This is a genomic window from Vibrio sp. J2-4, from assembly GCF_021728155.1.
Taxonomy (GTDB): domain Bacteria; phylum Pseudomonadota; class Gammaproteobacteria; order Enterobacterales; family Vibrionaceae; genus Vibrio; species Vibrio diabolicus.
Window position 1 is genome coordinate 317,826 of the sequence record NZ_JAKKCN010000001.1, and the last position, 22,873, is coordinate 340,698.

Annotated in this window: 18 protein-coding genes; 13 read left to right on the forward strand and 5 right to left on the reverse strand. The window is 44.9% G+C overall.

The window, feature by feature from the left end; all coding sequences use genetic code 11:
- Positions 1-44: 44 nt before the first annotated feature.
- A complete protein-coding gene (locus L3V32_RS01475; protein ID WP_012842048.1) occupies positions 45-812 on the reverse strand; it encodes an alpha/beta fold hydrolase in 768 nt (255 codons plus the stop codon).
- Positions 813-904: 92 nt separating this feature from the next.
- Between L3V32_RS01475 and seqA the strand changes: the two genes are divergently transcribed.
- Together seqA and pgm are read left to right on the forward strand one after the other, a co-directional pair.
- Positions 905-1,447, forward strand: a complete 543-nt coding sequence (seqA, locus tag L3V32_RS01480; protein ID WP_237283688.1) for a replication initiation negative regulator SeqA — start codon at positions 905-907, stop codon at positions 1,445-1,447.
- Between the two features lie 92 nt (positions 1,448-1,539).
- Positions 1,540-3,186 carry a phosphoglucomutase (alpha-D-glucose-1,6-bisphosphate-dependent) gene (pgm, locus tag L3V32_RS01485; RefSeq protein ID WP_114322600.1) on the forward strand — a complete coding sequence of 549 codons (1,647 nt, stop codon included), beginning with the start codon at positions 1,540-1,542 and terminating at the stop codon, positions 3,184-3,186.
- Positions 3,187-3,248: 62 nt separating this feature from the next.
- Here pgm and L3V32_RS01490 read toward each other — a convergent pair whose 3' ends face one another.
- Positions 3,249-4,022: a DUF1853 family protein gene (locus L3V32_RS01490; RefSeq protein WP_053303293.1), complete on the reverse strand. Its 774-nt coding sequence runs from the start codon at positions 4,020-4,022 to the stop codon at positions 3,249-3,251.
- Between the two features lie 232 nt (positions 4,023-4,254).
- On the opposite strand from L3V32_RS01490, the gene L3V32_RS01495 reads away from it, so the two are divergent.
- The gene (locus tag L3V32_RS01495; RefSeq protein WP_104971392.1) at positions 4,255-5,013 is read left to right on the forward strand and encodes a Nif3-like dinuclear metal center hexameric protein; all 759 of its coding nucleotides are present in this window, start codon (positions 4,255-4,257) and stop codon (positions 5,011-5,013) included.
- A gap of 92 nt (positions 5,014-5,105) precedes the next feature.
- Here the strand turns inward: L3V32_RS01495 and L3V32_RS01500 are convergent, their stop codons facing one another.
- Positions 5,106-6,395: a citrate synthase gene (locus tag L3V32_RS01500; RefSeq protein ID WP_005382163.1), complete on the reverse strand. Its 1,290-nt coding sequence runs from the start codon at positions 6,393-6,395 to the stop codon at positions 5,106-5,108.
- A gap of 396 nt (positions 6,396-6,791) precedes the next feature.
- Here L3V32_RS01500 and sdhC point away from each other — a divergent pair, with 396 nt between their 5' ends.
- The 8 genes from sdhC to sucD all read left to right on the forward strand — a co-directional run bounded on the left by sdhC (position 6,792) and on the right by sucD (position 16,500).
- On the forward strand, positions 6,792-7,184 hold the full coding sequence (gene sdhC, locus L3V32_RS01505; protein WP_017634811.1) for a succinate dehydrogenase cytochrome b556 subunit: 393 nt from the start codon (positions 6,792-6,794) through the stop codon (positions 7,182-7,184).
- Positions 7,178-7,522, forward strand: coding sequence for a succinate dehydrogenase, hydrophobic membrane anchor protein (gene sdhD / locus L3V32_RS01510; RefSeq protein ID WP_005382169.1), 345 nt, complete (start codon positions 7,178-7,180; stop codon positions 7,520-7,522). Before sdhC ends, sdhD begins: the two co-directional genes overlap by 7 nt.
- Positions 7,523-9,289, forward strand: coding sequence for a succinate dehydrogenase flavoprotein subunit (gene sdhA / locus L3V32_RS01515; RefSeq protein ID WP_005393016.1), 1,767 nt, complete (start codon positions 7,523-7,525; stop codon positions 9,287-9,289).
- A 15-nt stretch (positions 9,290-9,304) separates the two neighbouring features.
- Positions 9,305-10,015, forward strand: a complete 711-nt coding sequence (locus tag L3V32_RS01520) for a succinate dehydrogenase iron-sulfur subunit (protein WP_005382174.1) — start codon at positions 9,305-9,307, stop codon at positions 10,013-10,015.
- 170 nt (positions 10,016-10,185) lie between these two features.
- Positions 10,186-13,011, forward strand: a complete 2,826-nt coding sequence (gene sucA / locus L3V32_RS01525) for a 2-oxoglutarate dehydrogenase E1 component (RefSeq protein WP_005393014.1) — start codon at positions 10,186-10,188, stop codon at positions 13,009-13,011.
- Positions 13,012-13,039: 28 nt separating this feature from the next.
- Positions 13,040-14,248 (forward strand): 2-oxoglutarate dehydrogenase complex dihydrolipoyllysine-residue succinyltransferase, encoded by a 1,209-nt coding sequence (odhB, locus tag L3V32_RS01530; RefSeq protein WP_237283689.1) that lies wholly within the window; start codon positions 13,040-13,042, stop codon positions 14,246-14,248.
- Positions 14,249-14,461: 213 nt separating this feature from the next.
- Complete coding sequence (gene sucC / locus L3V32_RS01535) at positions 14,462-15,628, forward strand: ADP-forming succinate--CoA ligase subunit beta (protein WP_005393009.1); 1,167 nt, start codon at positions 14,462-14,464, stop codon at positions 15,626-15,628.
- Complete coding sequence (gene sucD, locus L3V32_RS01540; protein ID WP_053395190.1) at positions 15,628-16,500, forward strand: succinate--CoA ligase subunit alpha; 873 nt, start codon at positions 15,628-15,630, stop codon at positions 16,498-16,500. Before sucC ends, sucD begins: the two co-directional genes overlap by 1 nt.
- A gap of 70 nt (positions 16,501-16,570) precedes the next feature.
- On the opposite strand, the gene znuB is transcribed toward sucD, so the two are convergent.
- Together znuB and znuC are read right to left on the reverse strand one after the other, a co-directional pair.
- The gene (gene znuB / locus L3V32_RS01545; RefSeq protein ID WP_005396067.1) at positions 16,571-17,356 is read right to left on the reverse strand and encodes a zinc ABC transporter permease subunit ZnuB; all 786 of its coding nucleotides are present in this window, start codon (positions 17,354-17,356) and stop codon (positions 16,571-16,573) included.
- Complete coding sequence (gene znuC, locus L3V32_RS01550; RefSeq protein ID WP_006742704.1) at positions 17,349-18,137, reverse strand: zinc ABC transporter ATP-binding protein ZnuC; 789 nt, start codon at positions 18,135-18,137, stop codon at positions 17,349-17,351. The genes znuB and znuC overlap by 8 nt, the downstream gene beginning before the upstream one ends.
- A gap of 78 nt (positions 18,138-18,215) precedes the next feature.
- Between znuC and znuA the strand changes: the two genes are divergently transcribed.
- Complete coding sequence (znuA, locus tag L3V32_RS01555; protein WP_006742703.1) at positions 18,216-19,103, forward strand: zinc ABC transporter substrate-binding protein ZnuA; 888 nt, start codon at positions 18,216-18,218, stop codon at positions 19,101-19,103.
- 201 nt (positions 19,104-19,304) lie between these two features.
- A complete protein-coding gene (locus tag L3V32_RS01560; protein WP_237283690.1) occupies positions 19,305-22,682 on the forward strand; it encodes a helix-turn-helix domain-containing protein in 3,378 nt (1,125 codons plus the stop codon).
- Positions 22,683-22,873 lie beyond the last annotated feature (191 nt).

Below are 22,873 nucleotides of genomic sequence, written 5' to 3' on the forward strand. Positions count from 1 at the left end.
CAAGAAGGGTTATTTCAATAATCTATTGTTGCTTTTCGAATTTGTTAACTCGAAATGTATTTCCGAATGACTCTCATTACTTCAGCCGGTTTTTCGGCGTGAAGCCAGTGGCCAGTATTAGCGATAATATGTGCTTTTGCTTGTTTGAACTGTTTTTGCACCGCAGGTTGGTGCTCTGGCATTAAGTAATCGGAATCACCACCTTTAACAAACAGAGTGGGTATGTCTGTTGGGGCAATTTCCTGCCAGCCGATAATTTGTGCGTAATTCTCAAAAAGGCTCGGTACGTTAAACCGCCAGTCCATTTTATCGCCATTTTTGTATAGTGACTTAGAGAGAAATTGTCTTACACCGTCGATCTCAACATGTTGAGCTAGGATATCCATCGCTTGTTGACGGCTTGCTGGCTTTTCGTTAATTACGGCGTGTAAACCATTAAACACATTGTCGTGACGGTTTGCTGTGTAGGCGACAGGTGCCATGTCGAGCACAACCAACTGTTTGACGAGCTCTGGAGCAATGTCCACCAGTGTCATCGCGACCTTTCCACCCATTGAATGCCCAATAATAATAGATGGATCAACATTTAAGTGTTGTAGGAGTTGTGCCACATCTTTTGCCATGTCGGCGTAATTATGAATGTTTGAGTGAAAAGAGAGGCCGTGATTTCTCAGATCAATACTGATCACCGTGTGATCTTTAATAAGATCGCGGGCTAGTAGACCCAGATTACTTAAACTACCAAACAATCCGTGAATCAAAACAACTGTTTGGCCTTGGCCTTCCTGCTTATAGTTGAGTAATGCTGACATTTTATCTTATTCGTGATGGGTTTAACGTGGAGTATCCGAGAGGATCTCGTTATAATCCCCCAGAGTTTAAACATTGAGAATGTGAAAAGCGAATGAAAACAATTGAGGTTGATGAGGATCTATACCGTTACATTGCTAGCCAAACTAAGCATATCGGTGAAAGCGCCTCGGATATTTTGCGACGCCTTTTAAACCTTGATGGTCAGTCGCAGGAAGCTGAAGCCGCGCCTGTAGTAGAGAAGCCACAAGGGATTGTAGTAAGTAAAGATGCGGGTAAAACGGAATCTGTTGATGTAGTGAAAGAAATGCGTTCGCTGCTTATTTCTGATGAGTTTGCCGGTCTAAAAAAAGCGATTGATCGCTTTATGTTAGTACTATCGACCTTACATAAATTAAATCCAGAAGGTTTCGCGCAGGCTACGAATGTAAAGGGACGCAAACGCGTGTACTTTGCAGATAATGAAGAAACCTTGTTGGCAAATGGCAACACGACCAAGCCAAAAGCCATTCCTGGCACACCGTTTTGGGTTATCACGAACAACAATACCAGTCGTAAAAGACAGATGGTTGAACAAGTGATGACACACATGGGGTACCAACCTGACTTAATAGAAAAAGTAACAGGTTCAATCTAAGAAACCTGATAGAAGCCTCATAATGTGTCGCAGTTAGCGGATATTATGAGGCTTTTTTAATTTTATTTGTATTTAAAGAAAGGATGTCAAACATGGCTATGCACCCTCGTGCTGGGCAAAAAGCGCAGCAGGAAGATCTTCATAATATTCCGGCACTTGTTGCCAATTACTTCTTGCTTCAACCTGATGCTAAGAACCCCGATCACAAGGTTCAATTCGGCACATCAGGTCACCGTGGTACCGCTGATAAGCATACATTTAACGAAAACCACATTTTGGCTATTGCTCAAGCGGTTGCAGAAGTTCGTGCCCAGCAAGGGACCACAGGTCCTTTGTTTGTCGGTAAAGACACGCATGCTTTGTCTGAACCTGCATTTTCTAGCGTGATTGAAGTTTTGATTGCGAATGGCGTAAAAGTCATCGTACAGCAGGATAACGGCTACACGCCAACACCAGGTATCTCGCACGCAATTCTGACTTACAACATCAAGCACGATGAAAAAGCAGACGGTATTGTGATTACACCATCTCATAACCCACCACAAGACGGCGGTATCAAATACAATCCGACTCACGGTGGTCCAGCAGAAGCTGAGTTGACTCAAGCTATCGAAGATCGTGCGAACGCACTGATTGCCGAAGGTTTACAAGGTGTTAAACGCTTACCACTAGCAGAAGCAAAAGCATCGGATCTGTTTGTGGAGATGGACTTGGTTAAACCCTATATCGATGATCTGGTGAACGTTATCGATATGGAAGCAATCCAAAAAGCAAATCTGAAGATTGGTGTAGATCCATTGGGTGGCAGCGGCATCGATTACTGGCGTCAAATTGGTCAGGCATACAACCTAGACCTAACGCTAGTAAGTGAAGCGATTGATCCTTCTTTCCAATTCATGTCTCTCGATAAAGACGGCGTTGTACGTATGGACTGTTCTTCTCCTTACGCAATGGCGGGTCTATTGGCATTGAAAGATGAGTACGATCTAGCATTTGGTAACGATCCTGACTACGACCGTCACGGTATCGTTACGCCAAAAGGTTTGATGAACCCGAATCACTTCTTAGCCGTTTGTATCGACTACCTATACCGCCATCGTGACGCATGGGGTAAAGATGTAGCGGTTGGTAAAACACTAGTATCAAGTGCACTGATTGACCGTGTTGTTGCGGATCTAGGTCGTGAGCTATGTGAAGTACCAGTAGGCTTTAAATGGTTTGTTGATGGTCTGTACACTGGTAAATTCGGCTTCGGTGGCGAAGAAAGTGCCGGGGCATCTTTTCTTCGTAAAGATGGTACGCCTTGGTCAACAGACAAAGACGGCATCTTGTTATGTCTTCTAGCGGCAGAGATCACTGCGGTAACGGGTAAGAACCCACAAGACTACTATGAAGAGCTAGCGGCGAAACACGGTGAGTCGAAATACAACCGTATTCAAGCTGTAGCGAATGGCCCTCAAAAAGACGTACTGAAGAAGTTGTCACCAGAAATGGTAGCGGCTGAAACTCTAGCGGGTGATGCTATCACTGCTCGTCTAACGCATGCGCCTGGTAATGGTGCTGCAATCGGTGGTCTAAAAGTAACGACGGCAAACGGCTGGTTTGCTGCTCGTCCATCAGGCACAGAGGACATCTACAAGATTTACTGTGAAAGCTTCAAAGGTGAAGAGCACCTAAAACAAATTGAAGCAGAAGCACAAGAGATCGTTAATCAAGTGTTTGCAGCTGCCGGCCTGTAAACCATTCAATAGTCGATTTAGAAAACAAAGGGTTGATGTGCAAGCATCAACCCTTTTGCGTTTTAAGATTCCTGAACTGAGTTGTTTCCGGGCCAGGAATCCGGTACCACAAACCAGAATTGACCGTCCTCCGTTTGTGCATGTACAAATCTGTCTGAAGGCTTTTCAATGGGTTGAGATAAATCGTCCGTACCAATCGCCCAGCATGGTTTGTGTAAATGATAAAGTGGCTTACCGATTAACTCCCATTGGCTCTGGTAGCACCAGTAACCACTAATCTGACTTGGATTTAGTTCATAACCCAAGCACTCGCTAGGAGTTGGCTCTGGAGTAAACGGATTAATATAGAGTCGTCCTTGCATCAATAGACGTTCTTGTGGAGCGTCGTTTAACGGAATTATTTTTTGAAATTCCGGGCGATCGCTCATTTTCAACTGATGAGTAAGCATTCTATTCAGTTTTGTATGCAGCTGGTCGTGAGCATTCGGACCATACCAAACGCCGTTATAAAGAAGATAAAACTTAATCGCTACTTCCCAGTGTTCTATTTGATTTGATTCTGTATTCCGCAACACCAAGTCGATAGCACCAATGGTCTTACCTTCGATGTCGTTTAACTGAACCTCTTCCGCGATAACCTGATATCGTTCTGAACTAGAGAGAACTGCAGTGCATAAGTGCTGATATAAAAAGCCCAATCTTGGATTACCATTGTATTGCTCAGCGTTATTTAAAGGCGTTACCGAAAGATCCTCTAAGGTTGTAAACGGAGGGCGTAACTTGAAAAGAGGAGGTGAAGTGGCGATCCATTGGTAAAAGCGTTGCAGTTGGTTCATCCGTATCCCTATATGTATGGTGAGGCGACAAGCTTTGTTATTGTAACTAAATTTGCTTTTGAGGGTAGGGTGGCTAGCATCGATATTAGGGTTCGAGATACACTTTAAATACCTAAATGATATCAAGGTGCCAGATGTCAAAACGTTGTTGTATCAACTAGGTTGCACACTCTCGGTCTGATTTCATCGAGAGGTTATTTAGGTTTACATGCGCTAGAAATTGGAAGTAATAATGAATAACTTAAAGCTAGAACAGATTCTTAATGACAAACTGTCACCGCAGTTAATTAAAGATTACGCACCAAACGGGTTACAGGTAGAAGGGACGCCAGCCGTAAAGCGTATTATCACTGGCGTAACTGCCTCTCAAGCCTTAATCGATAAAGCGATTGAGCTTAATGCAGACGCATTACTCGTTCATCACGGTTATTTTTGGAAAGGTGAACCTGAGCCAATTCGTGGTATGAAAGGTAAACGAATTCGTAGTCTGATCAAAAACGATATCAACTTATATGGTTATCACCTTCCTCTGGATATTCACCCAGAGCTAGGCAACAACGCCGAATTAGCTCGCTTACTTGAAATAGAAGTAGAAGGTGGGCTTGAAGGACACCCTCAATCAGTAGCCATGTTTGGACGCTTGAAAAAACCGATGTCTGGTGCTGAGTTTGCGAGCAAGATCAATCAAGCTCTTGATAGACAACCACTGCATATAGCTCCAGAGAATACCGATAAGATGATTGAGACGGTCGGTTGGTGCACTGGTGGAGGGCAGGATTTTATTGAACTTGCTGTACAACACGGGCTGGATGCATTTATCTCTGGAGAAATTTCAGAGCGTACCACTTATACCGCTCGTGAAATGGACATTCATTACTTTGCTGCAGGTCATCATGCTACTGAGCGTTATGGTGTTCAGGCTTTAGGAAAATGGCTAGCGGATGAGTATGGCCTACATGTGGAGTTTATCGATATTGATAATCCGGTTTAGTGTTCGCTATTCATAACGTGAAACGCTGAAAAGAAAAAAGGGTTGAGACAAAATCTCAACCCTTTTGTTTGTTTATCTTCTAACTAAAAAGATCATTCACGTTCGTGAAGTGGAGAAAACTCACGCTGTGTCTCACCAGTGTATAGCTGACGAGGACGACCGATGCGGTTCAGTGGATCGCTGTGCATTTCGTTCCAGTGAGCAATCCAGCCGATGGTACGAGAAATCGCGAAGATAACCGTAAACATAGAAACTGGAATACCAATCGCTTTAAGAATGATACCTGAGTAGAAGTCTACGTTCGGGTACAGCTTCTTAGAAACGAAGTACTCATCAGAAAGCGCAATGCGCTCAAGTTCCATTGCTACATCTAGTAGAGGGTCTTGAATGTTTAGCTCTTTGAGAACTTCATGACACGTTTCGCGCATTACTGTCGCACGTGGATCGTAGTTTTTATAAACGCGGTGACCAAAGCCCATTAAGCGGAATGGGTCATCTTTGTCTTTCGCGCGGTCTACATACTCAGGGATGTTATCGACGCTGCCAATCTCTTCTAGCATTCTCAAGCACGCTTCGTTTGCACCACCGTGAGCAGGTCCCCAAAGTGATGCAATACCAGCGGCAATACATGCAAATGGGTTAGCACCAGAAGAGCCAGCTAGACGTACAGTTGACGTCGACGCATTCTGTTCGTGATCCGCGTGTAGCGTGAAGATTTTATCCATCGCACGCGCAACGACAGGATTTACTTCATACTCTTCGCAAGGGTTTGCGAACATCATGTGTAGGAAGTTTTCTGCGTAGCTCAAATCGTTGCGTGGGTAGATAAATGGCTGACCGATAGAGTATTTGTAACACATTGCAGCCAGTGTCGGCATCTTCGATAGCAGACGGTACGCCGCGATCTCACGGTGCTCGTCGTTGTTGATGTCAAGAGAGTCGTGGTAGAAGGCTGCAAGTGCACCGACTACACCACACATTACTGCCATTGGGTGAGCATCACGTCGGAAGCCATGGAAAAAGCTTGCGATTTGCTCGTGGACCATAGTATGACGCGTTACGGTCGTCTTGAATTGCTCGTATTGTTCTCGGGTAGGGGCTTCACCATAAAGAAGGATGTAACATACTTCTAAGTAATCTGCGTTATTGGCTAATTGATCAATCGGGAAACCGCGGTGCAAAAGAATACCTTTGCCGCCATCGATGTACGTGATTGATGATTCACAAGATGCAGTGGCAAGAAAACCTGGGTCAAAAGTAAAGTAACCATTGGCTCCCAGCTTACGAACGTCAATTACAGGTGTACCTAGCGTACCGTCCATAATTGGCAGTTCGATTGGCGCTTGACCTTCAACATGAAGGGTCGCTTTCTTATCCGCCATAACAATCTCCTTTGTTTATTATTTAATCCGTCCAGGATGTTTATGTGCCATTTTTGTACTGTTGTTAAAGCTTAAAGTCAATTTTTCTCCATCTTTGTGTGCACTTGTTATGATTTTTCTCATGAAAATCGTTAAAAATCTGTTCTATGTAGCATAATTTGTTACACCAATTGTATTAGAATGTTGCTCGCCGTATATTGGCTAAGAAAATTTTAGTTAAATCCTTATAAATTCGGGGCTAGAAACAAAGAGTGAGGTTTGTTGCTGGACTCCGGTTGTTAACAAGTTGTTTACAATTATCTGGGTGGTTACTCGCGATATTTGTTAAATAGATGTTAACTTTTGTACGTTTGGAAGCTGAAATTGGTTATAACAATAAATGCTCAATGGAGCTGAGTGAGCAAGCCCGTGAAAGAAAGAAAGTCAAGACCTGTTAATTTAGATTTACAGACCATCCACTTTCCTATCACAGCAATCGCATCCATCCTACACCGTGTGTCTGGGGTAATTACGTTTGTTGCGGTGGGTATACTACTGTGGTTACTGTCCATTTCTCTGTCATCCCCAATGGGTTTTATGGAAGCCGCTGACATCGTCGATAGCTTCTTCGTAAAATTCATCCTGTGGGGAATTCTTACTGCACTTGCCTACCACATTGCAGGTGGTATCCGTCACTTGTTGATGGATCTAGGTCACTTTGAAGAGCTAGATTCTGGCACGATGAGCGCTAAAGTCGCGTTTGGTGCAACAGCAGTATTATCATTATTGGCGGGGATCTTGGTATGGTAAAACACGTATCTTCATTTGGTCGTAATGGTGTACACGATTTCCTACTAATTCGTGCAACTGCAATCATTATGACGCTATACACGATTTATCTGATTAGCTTCTGTGCATTTTCAGATATCTCTTACGCATCTTGGACCCAATTCTTTGGTGGTACCTTCACTAAAGTATTCACCATGTTGGCACTTGTCTCGATCCTGATCCACGCATGGGTCGGTTTGTGGCAGGTATTAACGGATTACATTAAGTGCGCGAAACTGCGTGGCGCACTGCAACTTGGTGTTATTGCCGTGCTATTCGGCTATGTCTTCTCTGGTCTATTTATTCTGTGGGGTGCGTAAGTGTCTATTCCAGTTCGTGAGTTTGATGCCGTAGTAATCGGCGCTGGTGGTGCAGGTATGCGCGCTGCACTACAAATTTCAGAACAAGGCCTATCATGTGCTTTGTTATCAAAAGTATTTCCAACACGTTCTCATACTGTGTCTGCACAGGGCGGTATTACCGTTGCTCTGGGTAACTCGCACAAAGACGATTGGCAATGGCACATGTACGATACCGTTAAAGGTTCCGATTACATCGGTGACCAGAACGCGATTGAATACATGTGTAAAAATGGCCCTGAGTCCGTTATCGAACTAGAAAAAATGGGTCTTCCATTCTCTCGTTTTGATAACGGTACTATCTACCAACGTCCATTCGGTGGTCAGTCAAAAGAATTTGGTGGTGAGCAAGCTGCACGTACAGCAGCTGCTGCGGACCGTACAGGTCACGCGCTTCTGCATACGCTTTACCAACAAAATGTGAAACACAAAACCACCATTTTCTCGGAATGGTATGCACTAGACTTGGTGAAAAACCAAGACGGCGCCGTAATGGGCTGTACTGCGATTTGTATGGAAACAGGCGAAATCTGTTACTTCAAATCAAAAGCAACGATTCTAGCAACAGGTGGTGCAGGTCGTATTTACGCGTCGACCACTAACGCACACATCAACACTGGTGACGGTGTAGGTATGGCATTGCGTGCGGGTGTACCTATGCAAGACATGGAAATGTGGCAGTTCCACCCAACGGGTATCGCTGGTGCAGGTGTTCTTGTTACAGAAGGTTGTCGTGGTGAAGGTGGTTACCTTCTAAATAAAGATGGCGAACGTTTCATGGAGCGCTATGCTCCTAACGCGAAAGACCTTGCTGGTCGTGACGTAGTTGCACGTTCAATGATGATCGAAATTCGTGAAGGCCGTGGTTGTGATGGTCCTTGGGGTCCACACATTAAGCTGAAGTTGGATCACCTTGGTAAAGAAGTGCTTGAGTCACGTCTGCCTGGTATCTGTGAGCTGTCTCGTACTTTCGCGCACGTTGATCCAGTGAAAGAGCCAATTCCAGTGATTCCAACCTGTCACTACATGATGGGTGGTGTACCGACTCAAGTGTCTGGCCAAGCAATCAAGCAAAAGGCTGACGGCAGCGAGATGGAAGTACAAGGTCTATATGCATGTGGTGAGATTGCTTCTGTATCAGTACATGGAGCAAACCGTCTAGGCGGTAACTCATTACTAGACTTAGTTGTATTTGGTCGTGCCACTGGCTTGCACCTTGGCGAAACGCTAGCAGCGCAAGCGGAAGCTCGTCCTGCAACAGAATCTGATATTGAAGCGTCTCTAGCACGTACTATGCGTTGGGAAAACAGCACTGGTGGTGAAGATCCAGTTCAGATTCGTAAAGACCTACAAGCATGCATGCAAAACAGCTTCTCGGTATTCCGTGAAGGCGATGCGATGGCAACCGGTCTAGAAGAGTTGAAAGTGATTCGCGAACGTTTGAAAGATGCGCATCTAGCGGACAAGTCTTCAGAGTTCAACACGCAACGTATTGAGTGTCTAGAGTTAGACAACTTGATGGAAACAGCATTCTCTACAGCCGTAGCGGCGAACTACCGTACTGAAAGCCGTGGCGCACATGCACGTTTCGATTTCCCTGAGCGTGATGATGAGAACTGGTTATGTCACTCTATCTACAACCCGGAAACAGAAGCGATGACTAAGCGTGATGTGAACATGACGCCAACGCATCGTGAAGCTTTCCCGCCGAAAGTACGTACATACTAAAGGGAGGATACGACTATGAAATTGAACTTCTCTTTATACCGTTACAATCCGGATGTGGATACCAAGCCTTACATGAAAGAGTATACCCTTGAGGTAGACGAAGGCTCAGACATGATGGTGCTTGATGCATTGATTCTGCTAAAAGAGCAAGATCCAAGCATCGCGTTCCGTCGCTCATGCCGTGAAGGGGTATGTGGTTCTGATGGTTTGAACATGAATGGTAAAAATGGTCTAGCGTGTATCACACCGTTATCTGCTCTACAAGGCGATAAGATAGTTATTCGTCCACTGCCAGGGTTACCTGTCGTGCGCGATCTTATCGTTGACATGACGCAGTTCTATGATAACTATGCGAAAGTTAAACCATTCTTGATTGATGATGGTGCATTACCACCATCACGCGAGAACCTACAATCGCCTGATGATCGTGCGCATTTAGATGGATTGTACGAATGTATCATGTGTGCATGTTGTACAACGTCTTGCCCATCATTCTGGTGGAACCCTGACAAATTCATCGGTCCAGCAGGTCTTCTTGCGGCGTACCGCTGGCTAATTGATAGTCGTGATACGGCAACAGATGAACGTTTGTCTGATCTTGATGATGCATTTAGCGTTTTTCGTTGCCATGGCATCATGAATTGTGTAAGTGTTTGTCCTAAGGGATTAAATCCGACGAAAGCCATCGGCCATATTAAGTCGATGCTGGTTAATCGCTCGGTTTAATTTACTCGCTCTTAGGAATGTCGCAGTGTTGCGGATCACCCGATATGACCGCTTCACTGCTTCAAGAATATTTCGAGTAAAGAATACAAAAATTGCCGACTAGTTCTGGTCGGCTCTTATAGCTCGGCAAAGACCGAAGCAAACGTGAAAACTACTGGTTAAGGGAAAATATGCACAACGGCGTGATGAAGGCATGGCTCGAGTCTTCACACTTGGCTGGCGCCAATGCAACGTATGTAGAGGACCTCTACGAACTGTATCTAAGTGATCCCGATCTGGTAAGTGAGGAGTGGAAACGTGTTTTTGAAGGCTTACCTAAGCCGTCAGAAGAAGTGGCAGAACAACCACATTCACGTGTCCGTGACTACTTCCGTCGACTCGCTAGAGAAACAAAGCATTACAATGTCCAAGTTAGTGACCCAGATGTCGATGCAAAACAAGTAAAAGTTCTACAGCTAATCAACGCATACCGTTTCCGCGGACATGAAGCTGCAGAATTAGACCCACTAGGTCTATGGCAACGCCCAACCGTGGCGGAGTTAGACCCTGCTTTTCATAATCTTACCGAAGATGACTTCGAAGAAACTTTCAACGTAGGTTCTTTTGCTGTTGGGCAAGAAACCATGAAGTTGAAAGACATCTATGAAGCCCTCAACAAAACTTACTGCGGTTCCATCGGTGCTGAATACATGCACATGACTGACACAGAGCAAAAACGTTGGATCCAACAACGTCTTGAGTCTGTCGTAGGCCAGCCATCATTCAACAAAGATGAGAAGCGCACATTCCTAGAAGAGCTAACAGCCGCTGAAGGTTTGGAGCGTTACCTCGGGGCGAAATTCCCAGGTGCAAAACGTTTCTCTCTAGAAGGTGGTGACGCACTGATTCCGATGACGAAAGAGTTGATTCGTCACGCAGGAACAAGTGGGATGCGTGAAGTGGTTATCGGTATGGCTCACCGTGGTCGTTTGAACATGCTGGTGAACGTGCTTGGTAAGAAGCCTCAAGATCTGTTCGATGAGTTTGCCGGTAAACACGACGAAACTTGGGGCACGGGTGATGTGAAATATCACCAAGGCTTCTCTGCCGACTTTGCTACCCCAGGTGGTGATGTTCACTTAGCTCTTGCATTTAACCCATCGCATCTAGAAATCGTCAACCCAGTAGTCATGGGGTCGGTGCGAGCACGTCAAGACCGCTTGGGTGATAATCAAGGTAGCAAAGTGCTTCCTATCACTATCCACGGTGACTCTGCAATCGCTGGTCAGGGTGTGGTTGCCGAAACGTTCAACATGTCACTGGCTCGTGGTTTCCAAGTCGGTGGTACGGTGCGTATCGTTATTAACAACCAAGTTGGCTTTACGACGTCTAACCCTCGTGACACGCGTTCAACGATGTACTGTACAGATATCGCGAAGATGGTTCAGGCGCCAATCTTCCATGTGAATGCTGATGACCCAGAAGCAGTTGCTTTTGTTACTCGTATTGCTTTGGATTACCGCAACGAGTTCAAGCGCGATGTCGTGATTGATTTGGTGTGTTACCGTCGCCACGGTCACAACGAGGCCGATGAGCCAAACGCGACTCAGCCTTTGATGTACCAAAAAATCAAAAAACACCCTACACCACGCAAATTGTATGCGGATATTCTGATCGATAAAAACGAATCAGATATCGAGACAGCGACTCAGTTAGTCAATGAGTACCGCGACGCATTAGACCGCGGTGAAGTGGTAGTTAAAGAATGGCGTCCAATGGCGTTGCACTCTGTGGACTGGTCCCCTTACTTAGGGCATGAATGGGATATGGAGTGGGATTCAAAATATGACAAGACGCGTCTTATCGAGTTGGGTAATCGTCTTTGTCAGTATCCAGAAAGCCATAAACTGCAAAGCCGTGTTAATAAGCTTTACAACGATCGCCTAGCAATGATGACCGGTGAAAAAGCAATCGACTGGGGTATGGCCGAAACATTGGCGTATGCAACATTAGTTGATGATGGCAAGCGTATTCGCCTTTCTGGTCAGGATTCGGGTCGTGGTACTTTCTTCCACCGTCACTCGGTTCTTCATAACCAAACAGATGCAAGTACGTACATTCCATTAGCGAATATTCATGACAATCAGGGTCCATTCCAAGTGTTTGACTCAGTACTGTCAGAAGAAGCGGTATTGGCATTTGAATACGGTTACGCAACAGCAGAGCCAGGTGGTTTGACTATCTGGGAAGCGCAGTTTGGTGACTTTGCCAACGGCGCGCAGGTTGTGATTGACCAATTCATTTCGTCAGGTGAGCAGAAATGGGCACGCTTGTGTGGTCTCACAATGCTTCTACCTCACGGTTACGAAGGTCAAGGCCCTGAGCACTCCTCTGCACGTCTAGAGCGTTACCTTCAGTTGTGTGCTGAGCAAAATATGCAGGTTGTAGTTCCTTCAACACCGGCTCAGGTATACCACATGATTCGTCGTCAAGTTGTACGCCCAATGCGTCGACCTCTGATTGTTATGTCGCCAAAATCTTTGCTGCGCCATCCCCTATGTACTTCGACAATTGAAGACTTAGCGGACGGTACATTCCAATCTGCAATTCCAGAAGTAGATGATTTAGACCCAAGCAAAGTAAAACGCGTCGTGTTCTGTTCAGGTAAGGTTTATTTTGACCTACTGGAGCAGCGCCGTAACAACGAGCAAGACGATGTTGCTATCGTGCGTATCGAGCAGCTTTATCCATTCCCGATGGAAGAAGTACAAGCAGCGATTGCTCAATACACTAACGTTGAAGACTTCGTGTGGTGTCAGGAAGAGCCTCAGAACCAAGGTGCTTGGTACTGTAGCCAACACAACTTCCGTGCCGCTATTCCTGCAGGTGCAGATCTTAAATACGCAGGTCGCCCAGCTTCTGCTTCGCCAGCAGTTGGCTACATGTCGGTGCACTTGAAACAACAAAAAGCGTTGGTTGAAGACGCTCTGAACGTGAACTCAAAAACTTCGAATTAAGAACTAGAAGTTAAAGGAAGAAACAGATATGACAATTGAAATTCTGGTTCCAGATTTACCTGAATCAGTTGCTGATGCAACCGTAGCGACATGGCACAAACAACCAGGCGACGCAGTAGAGCGTGACGAGGTTTTGGTTGACATCGAGACAGACAAAGTCGTGCTAGAAGTGCCAGCTCCGGAAGCAGGCGTTTTGGAAGCTATCGTTGAAGAAGAAGGTGCGACAGTACTTTCTAAACAAATCATTGCTAAATTGAAGCCAGGTGCAGTTGCAGGTGAGCCTACCGCAGACAAAACAGAAGGTACGGAAGCATCTCCTGATAAACGTCATAAAGCTGCGCTTAGCGAAGAAAGCAATGATGCGTTAAGCCCAGCAGTACGCCGTTTATTGGCTGAGCATGGCTTAGAAGCGAGCCAAGTGAAAGGCACTGGCGTTGGCGGTCGTATTACGCGCGAAGATATTGAAGCGCATCTTGCGAACGCTAAAGCTGCGCCAAAAGAAGAAGCACCAGCAGTGGTTGACGTACCGGCAACGGCTCGTAGCCAAAAACGTGTTCCAATGACTCGCCTGCGTAAGACAGTCGCTAACCGTCTGCTAGAGGCGAAGAACAACACGGCAATGCTAACGACGTTTAACGAAGTGAACATGAAACCAATCATGGACCTTCGTAAGCAGTACAAAGATCAGTTCGAAGAGCGTCACGGTATTCGTTTAGGCTTCATGTCTTTCTACGTGAAAGCTGTAACAGAAGCGCTTAAGCGTTACCCAGAAGTAAATGCTTCGATTGATGGCGATGACATTGTTTACCACAACTACTTCGACATTAGCATGGCGGTATCAACGCCACGTGGTCTAGTTACACCTGTCCTAAAAGACTGTGACAAGCTTGGTTTCGCTGATGTTGAAAAAGGCATCAAAGAACTGGCTATCAAAGGTCGTGATGGCAAGCTAACGGTAGACGAGCTAATGGGCGGTAACTTCACTATCACAAACGGTGGTGTGTTCGGTTCACTAATGTCTACACCAATCATCAACCCACCTCAATCAGCGATTCTTGGTATGCATAAGATCCAAGAGCGTCCGATGGCAGTGGGTGGCAAAGTTGAAATCTTGCCGATGATGTACCTAGCGCTGTCTTACGATCACCGCCTAATTGATGGTCGCGAGTCTGTTGGCTTCCTAGTGACGATTAAAGAGTTGCTAGAAGATCCAGCACGTCTCCTATTAGACGTTTAATATCGCTAAAACGTCTAGTTATCGTAGGTAGCTAGACGTTAAAAATTTCAATGGCTAGACTGGCTCAACGTCTGGCCTTCATTTGAATCCCACACCATGAGGACTCGTGATGAGGGATTGATTTGAGAAGACCCTACAGACGTACAAGCAGCCAAGACTGCAGCGTTATGGAAATAATAAATCCCTTAAGGGAAAAACAAACGGAATATCGAAATGAATTTGCATGAATACCAAGCCAAACAGCTGTTTGCAGAATTCGGTTTGCCTGTGCCAGAAGGCTACGCGTGTGATACACCACAAGAAGCTTTTGAAGCCGCAGGCCGTATCAGTACAGAAAAGAAAGTAGTTAAATGTCAGGTTCACGCTGGTGGCCGTGGTAAAGCGGGCGGTGTAGAGCTGCACGATACAAAAGAAGGCGTTAAAGAGTTTGCACAAAAGTGGTTAGGTAAAAACCTAGTGACTTACCAAACTGACGCTAACGGTCAGCCAGTTACAAAAATCCTTGTTGAAGAAGCTTCAAACATTGCAAACGAATTATACCTAGGTGCGGTTGTTGACCGTGCAAGCCGTAAGATCGTTTTCATGGCTTCAACAGAAGGTGGTGTGGAAATCGAAAAAGTTGCGGAAGAAACGCCGGAGCTTATCCACAAAGCTGCAATCGATCCACTAGTAGGCCCACAAGCTTACCAAGGTCGCGAGCTTGCGTTCAAACTTGGTCTTGAAGGCGACCAAATCAAACAATTCGTTAAGATCTTCATGGGTCTTGGCACGATGTTCGCCCAGTACGATCTTGCTCTACTTGAGATCAACCCGCTTGTGGTTACTGGTGAAGGCAACCTGCTATGTCTTGATGGTAAGATCAACATCGATTCAAACGCTCTTTACCGTCAGCCTAAGCTTCGTGAAATGCACGATCCATCACAAGAAGATGAGCGTGAAGCACACGCAGCTCAGTGGGAACTGAACTACGTAGCACTAGATGGTAACGTTGGCTGTATGGTTAACGGTGCGGGCCTTGCAATGGGTACGATGGATATCGTAAACCTACACGGTGGCAAACCAGCTAACTTCCTAGACGTAGGTGGCGGTGCGACGAAAGAGCGTGTTGCAGAAGCATTCAAGATCATCCTATCTGATGACAACGTGAAAGCAGTACTTGTTAACATCTTCGGTGGTATCGTTCGTTGTGACATGATCGCAGAAGGTATTATCGGTGCGGTTAAAGAGGTAGGCGTAAGCGTACCAGTTGTTGTTCGTCTAGAAGGTACTAACGCAGACTTAGGTCGCGAAGTTCTTGCTAATTCTGATGTTGATATCATTGCTGCTGAGTCGCTAACTGACGCTGCTCAGAAAGTTGTTGCTGCTGCGGAGGCTAAATAATGTCTGTATTAATTAACAAAGACACTAAAGTAATCTGTCAGGGTTTCACTGGTGGTCAAGGTACGTTCCACTCAGAGCAAGCTATCGCATACGGCACTCAGATGGTTGGTGGTGTTTCTCCTGGTAAAGGTGGCCAAACTCACCTAGGCCTACCTGTATTCAATACAGTACGCGAAGCAGTAGAAGCAACTGGCGCAACAGCGACAGTCATCTACGTGCCAGCACCTTTCTGTAAAGATGCAATCCTAGAAGCGATTGATGCGGGCATCGAGCTAATCGTAACAATCACTGAAGGTATCCCTACAACAGATATGATCGACGTGAAAGTGAAGCTAGAAGAAACTGGCGTTCGCATGATCGGTCCTAACTGTCCGGGTGTTATCACTCCTGATGAGTGTAAGATCGGTATCATGCCTGGTCACATCCACAAGAAAGGTAAAGTAGGTATCGTATCTCGCAGCGGTACTCTAACTTACGAAGCAGTTAAGCAAACAACTGACGAAGGTTTCGGCCAGTCTACTTGTGTTGGTATCGGTGGTGACCCAATCCCAGGTTCAAACTTCATTGATATTCTAAAACTGTTCCAAGAAGACCCTGAAACTGAAGCGATCGTTATGATCGGTGAAATCGGTGGTACAGCAGAAGAAGAAGCTGCAGCGTTCATCAAAGAGAACGTGACTAAACCAGTTGTTTCTTACATCGCGGGTGTAACTGCGCCTCCAGGTAAACGTATGGGTCACGCAGGTGCGATCATCTCTGGCGGTAAAGGTACTGCTGAAGACAAATTCGCAGCACTTGAAGCAGCGGGCGTTAAGACTGTGAAATCTCTAGCAGAGATCGGCCAAGGTCTACGTGAAGTAACGGGCTGGTAATTTCAAACTCGAAGCTTAAAGCTAAAAAGCCTAGCAATTGTTGCTAGGCTTTTTTGTATCAAGGTGCTTTTTACGATTTTTGGCGAATAAATTGGCTAAGCATAAACAGAGATGTTGCGCTGATTACTACTGATGGGCCAGCCGGCGTATCGAAGTGCCATGATAGGCTAAGCCCCATTAGTACTGCCACAGAGCCAATAATGGATGCGAACAATGCCATTTGCTCTGGTGATGAAGAGACTTTACGTGCTGTTGCTGCTGGGATGATCAGCAAAGAAGTCATGATAAGTGCCCCAACAAACTTCATTCCTACGGCAATCACAACACCTACCATAAGCATTAACACCAATCTAACTAAGTCTGTATTGACGCCCTCGACGGCAGCAAGCTCTTCACTAACTGTGCTCGACAATAAAGGTCGCCAAAAAACGTAAAGACACACACTAACAGCAACGACACCTGCGTAAATGAACATCAGATCTTGCGGAGATACTGCGAGTAAGTCACCGAACAAGTAACTCATCAGATCTACACGGACATTATCCAAGAAACTAACAGAAACTAGACCAACAGATAATGCGCTATGGGCGAGTATACCCAGAAGCGTATCGGTTGCGACCAGTTGTTGTTTCTGTAGTGTCACGAGCAATACCGCGAGTGCTAAACAGCAAACGAGTAGTGCAAGATAAAGGTTCACGTTGAGCAGAAAGCCTAATGCCAAACCCATCAATGAAGCATGTGCCAGGGTATCACCGAAGTAAGCCATTTTGCGCCAAACGACAAATGACCCAAGAGGACCTGCAATGATCGCGATGCCAATACCAGCAAGAATAGAAGGTAGAAGAAACTCAATCATGGTGATGATGTCCGTGTTTATGGTTGGAGCATGATGTCGCATCGCCAGTTACTGGCGTTCCGGATAAATCGTGATGATGATGCTCGTGGTCGTGATGATAAAACGCGAGCGATTCTCTCGCTGCATTGCCAAATAGCGCGATGTAAGAAGGGTGCTGAGTAATCGTGGCAGGTGAACCAGAGCAGCAAACATGGTGATGCAGACAAATGACATCATCTGTTTTGGCCATGACTAAATGTAAGTCGTGTGACACCATAAATACACCGCAATCGAATCGGTGACGAATGCTTTCAATTAGATCGTAGAGATCGATTTGACCTTGAATATCCACACCCTGCGCAGGTTCATCTAGCACTAACAGCTCTGGGCGTTGAAGCAAAGCACGCGCAAGTAATACGCGTTGGTTTTCACCACCTGATAAGCGATGCATGTTACTACTAATTAAATGCTCAGCGCCAACAAGCCTTAATGCATCAATACATTCTTGTTTACTGTATTTTCCTGCTAAATTTAGAAAACGGGTGACATTCAATGGAAGAGAGTCATTGAGTTTCAATTTTTGAGGAACATAACCAATTTTTAGTTTTCTTTGTCGGTTTAATTTGCCGCTAGTCGGTTTTTGAAGGCCTAAAATGACTTTGACTAACGTTGATTTTCCCGCTCCATTGGGACCAATTAGGGTTGTTATTTTGCCCTTTTGTAATTCCATACTAATGTTATCGAGAACTCTGCGGCCATCGAACTCGACGCATAAGTGCTCAAGATGGACTAAGGAAGACATGAATGAAACTCATTTGCAAATCAATAATGTTATAATGTAACATTATCACACTTTCTACACCATATCCCAAGTAAAACTATGAAAAGAGCATTAATTCTTGCTGCGTCAGCGATGCTAACGTTGCCAGCACACGCAGTAACGGTACTAACGAGTATCAAACCTATTCAGTTATTAGTGACAGAGCTTACTCAAGGGGTGACTTCGCCAGATGTATTACTGCAGTCTAACACTTCGCCCCATGATTACGCTTTACGCCCATCGGATGTTAAGAAAATCGCTTCTGCTGATTTAGTTATTTGGTACGGACATGATCTCGAACCGTTTCTGGAAAAAGTCGTGTCAGACAGATCGAATACTCTGACTATTAGTCAAATTCCAGATCTAGATTTGCGTGAGTTTGATAGTGAGCACAACCATGACCATGATGGCCACGATCATGGTTCACATGATCCGCACTTTTGGTTAGGTGTAAGTCAAGCACAACAAGTTGCCAAGGCTGTCGTGAATCAACTGGGATCACTTGATCCGGAAAATGCAGCACAGTACCAAGAAAACCTTAAAAAATTTGAAACTGAGCTCAGCCAGACGGACCTAGAGATCAAGAAGAAATTATCGCCAGTGAAAGACAAAGGTTACTTTGTCTTTCACGATGCTTATGGTTATTTCGAAGAGCGTTATGAGTTAAATCAAATGGGGCACTTCACCGTGAGCCCGGATCGTAAGCCGGGAGCAAAAACCTTAATCCAAATTCGTCAAAAGTTAAGTTCAGGAGATGTAGCTTGCGTGTTTTCTGAACCTCAGTTTACTCCAGCTGTCGTTCAGAGTGTGATGCGAGGTAGTAAAGTTGCCAAAGGAGAACTTGACCCATTAGGGAGCACAATTGAAGCAAAACCGGGCAGTTACTTTACTTTTCTCAACAATATGGCGAATAATTTTGAGCAGTGCTTGAGCCAAAAGACGGATTAAGTAGTGTTGTTGTGTAGGAATAGTCCTTTTAACGTGATCCAGTAGTAAGAATTACAACCTTTGGCAAGGCGAGCCTTTTCTCAAACAGTAATTGAGATATCATTATCAATAATTAGCAGCTCAAAATAACCGTATAAGTCCATGCTGTAGAAGATATGGACGGTGAGCGCCGAGCACAAGTTGATATAAAAGGTTTTCGTCTTGCTACGCCAATTAGCCCTTGTCTTGTTGGGCTTTTTCCTATCTTTCCAAGCATTTGCTCTTCATAATGCGAATGCCATCTTTTACCCTTTGCCGACTCAGGTTAAGGGTACTTTTATTGCGGCTAAAAAATTGTTCTTGGGTGAGCAAGGAGGCTTGTGGATTCACGACGTGCATGGGCGGGTGTTGTTTTATGATGGCCAAAATATCCTACCTAAATCAGGCAGTTTTTTACAAACGTCTGCCAAGCAACTGGCTTATCATGAAGGCTCGTTCTGGACCTTTGTTGAGAATGAGGTGTACCAAACTTATCCAAATCAAGAAAGACGTTTAGTCTTTAGCTTAAACCCCGGGTCGCAAATAAGAAAAATCGGTTCTTCTGAAGATTATATTTGGGTTAGTGATGGCGCACATTTCTATACTTACAACATCGATACTAGCGAGTTAAAGTCCTTTTCTTTGTTGCAGCTCTATCAACATAGCAACAATAGCTATGTTTATATTAACGATGCAGTTCTGCTCGAAGAGAAGTGGGCACTTGCTACAACTTCTGGCTTTTATCTTTCAGAAGGAGATAAGTTTGACCATGTAGTCGCTTCAGGTCAGAACTACATTGAAAAGATCTACTACTCACACACGCGCAGAGAAATTCTGGTAGGAACGTTGCGTGGGGCATTAATTTTCAATATTTATCAACCTGATAAAGAGGTGATTAAGATTGGCGGTTCTCATGTATTGACTTTCGCTGAGACAAATCAAGAGTACTGGGTGGGGACTGAGCATGGTCTGTATTTATACTCATTCTTGTCAGGCGAAGTGACAGAAGTCGAGCCTGCAAGCTTTCTTGAACTGGAGCTGGATAATACAAAGATCTATTCGCTATTGAGTGACAACATGGGAGGGATGTGGATCGCGACTAACCAAGGCATTCGTTATTACTCCTTGTTTAGTAAAAAGTTTGAACGAGTAACCTTCAGTAGTTACGACTCGCAAACATTATCAGGGCGAATTCGACAAACCGCCACAGGACCTGATGATGCGCTTTGGTTCGCGGATGACCGAAAGCTTTATCGGACAGGTGAGAGTGGCAATATCAAAGTCTTGGAGCTTGATTCGCAGATCAATGAATTTGCATTTCAAGGTGGGATGCTTTGGCTTGCGACCTCTAAAGGGCTCGAAATATTCGAGTTGAATGGTCTTAACAAAGTGACATTTCCTTATTTACAGGTTATGGCTGGACACGCAGTGGAGCACGTGACTGTAGATGGTAGTGAGCGTCTCTGGGTATCAAGCGGATACCATCTTTACAATGTTGATATAACCAAGCAAAGCGTAAGAAACTTTGGAAGTGAGTGGCTAGTAAGTCAGTACTTACCAGCTAAGGTTACGCGTTTATACGACACTGAAGATTCTCTATTGATAGGGACCGATCATGGGGTTTATCAATACAGCAATGAACACATCCAGTTCATCCGCTATTCCGAAAAATTTGGTGAATCATTAGACATGGTCACGGCGGTTGATGGCAGTCAGTGGTTTGCGTCATCTTACGGCGTTTTTAAAACGATTAAAGGAAGTGACGAGAAACATGTTGTTGAAATGAGTGTGCCCAACGCGCGACCTGCTTGCTTGATCAGAGACAGGCAAGGTGTGTGGTTAGCCTCTTCTGTCGGATTAAGCTATTACCACCTTTCGGGTGAATTAGTGAAGCATTATTCATCGGCGTCTGGCTTAATGAACAACGAGTTTCTACCAGGAATTTGCAGTGTTATACAGCAAAAAGAAGGTGGTGAGCGAGAGCTCGTCCTAGGGTCGAAATACGGGTTGGTAAAAGCTGAAGCATCCAAGCTGCTTGTGTCCAACCCTCCAGAGTCGAAGTTTATCGTGAGCCAAGTTGTGCTTGAAAACGAGGTTCTACAAGTTGGTAGCGCCGATTTGAATGGAATAAAATTACCGTATGGCTCTTCTCTAAGTTTCTTATTTGGCGTGATGCCAAAACCAGACAGCCAAAATTTGTATTATCGATTGAATAGCGATGATCCTTGGCAAGCGCTAGAGGGAGGCCAACTGACTCTAGAGCATCTCAATTCCGGTGAATACCATCTGCAGGTAAGTAATGAGTCTCAAGTCGCTGCTGGATTGGTTGGGCTCGAGTCGTATTTTATTGTGCTTAATCCTTGGTATTTATCGCAACTCGCAATTTTAGGTTTTGTGGTAGTGAGTATTGCCATGGTTGCACTACTTATGTACTGGCGTTCTCGCTATGTTGTACAGGCTAACCGTGATTTAGCTGCGCAAGTGACACTCAAAACTAACCAGTTGAGGCATCAAAGCCGAGTGTTGTTGACGAGTAACCAACAGCTACGTAAACAGATTCAAGTCAGAAACCTGTTGGTTGATCACGTGGCGCAATCTATTAAGTCCAGTGTGGATTTTATAGCGTCAAAATTACCCATACCTTTGGATGCAGCTACGGAAGATCATCTGGCGAAAACGACATGGCAATTAAATGAGTTAAAAAGTGTTCCTGGCGAAGCTAGCGGCGGTAGTCACAATTACAATTTGAGTCAGATAACTCAATCGGTGGTTGATGTATGGCAAGATGATTTTGCGAAGGCTGGGATTATGGTGGAGCTTGAAGATGAGAGAAAAACAAGTCGAATTGCTCTGGAAAGCTTTAACCTTGATGTTATCTTCAACAGCATTTTTGCCAATATCATCAAGCGTTCTTTCCGAGGCCAAACGGTGAGAATCATGCTAGAAGAGGGCAATGATATTGTTTCATTGAGTTTTCTTGATTATGGGACGCAACTGCCTAATAAAGTCACGACCGGGCGTCCATCTAATATGAACCACTCTGAATTGAGTATTGATCATCTTGCCCAGTTAGTGACAACGAGTGGAGGATACTTGGCGGTGTTTACTTCCGACGCTCAAAATAAAATCGAAATTACATGGCCAACTGCGAAGGAAATGAGTTATGTGGATGAATCTTTGCAAGAATTTGAGTCTGAACCTATCGTCGAAGATAAAGTGACCCCAGAGAAAGAATGGTTGCAAAAAGTCTATCAGCTGGTGGCTGAGCATTACCATGACCCTGAGTTTGGTACTGCTTTAGCGGCTAAAATGCTGTTCATGTCAGAACGCTCTTTACAGAGGCGCTTTAAATCAGCCTCGTCAAGAACGTTAAAAGATTATGTAACCGAAGTTCGTTTAGAAACGGCGTGTGAGCAGTTATTAGCGGGCGAGAAAATCAGCGAAGTAGCGTTTAACTGCGGCTTTAATGATCCTTCTTACTTTAGCCAAAAGTTTAAATTGCATTTTGGTTTGCCTCCTTCCAAGTTTGCTTTGACTCAAGAAAGCCAAGAAACCAACTAAAAAAACTCATTACACACTCCCTAGTGAATATTCAAAAGACTGGGGAGCTGCTTATAGTGCTCTACTATTGCTAGAGCTACCAATGCAGTGATTCTCATTGCTTCTTCATAACATCTAGCCTACAAATCCATTCTCAATACGTAAGCACGGTCACGCTCTATCTGTTAGTAGCGCTGTTCTTAGCTATAACC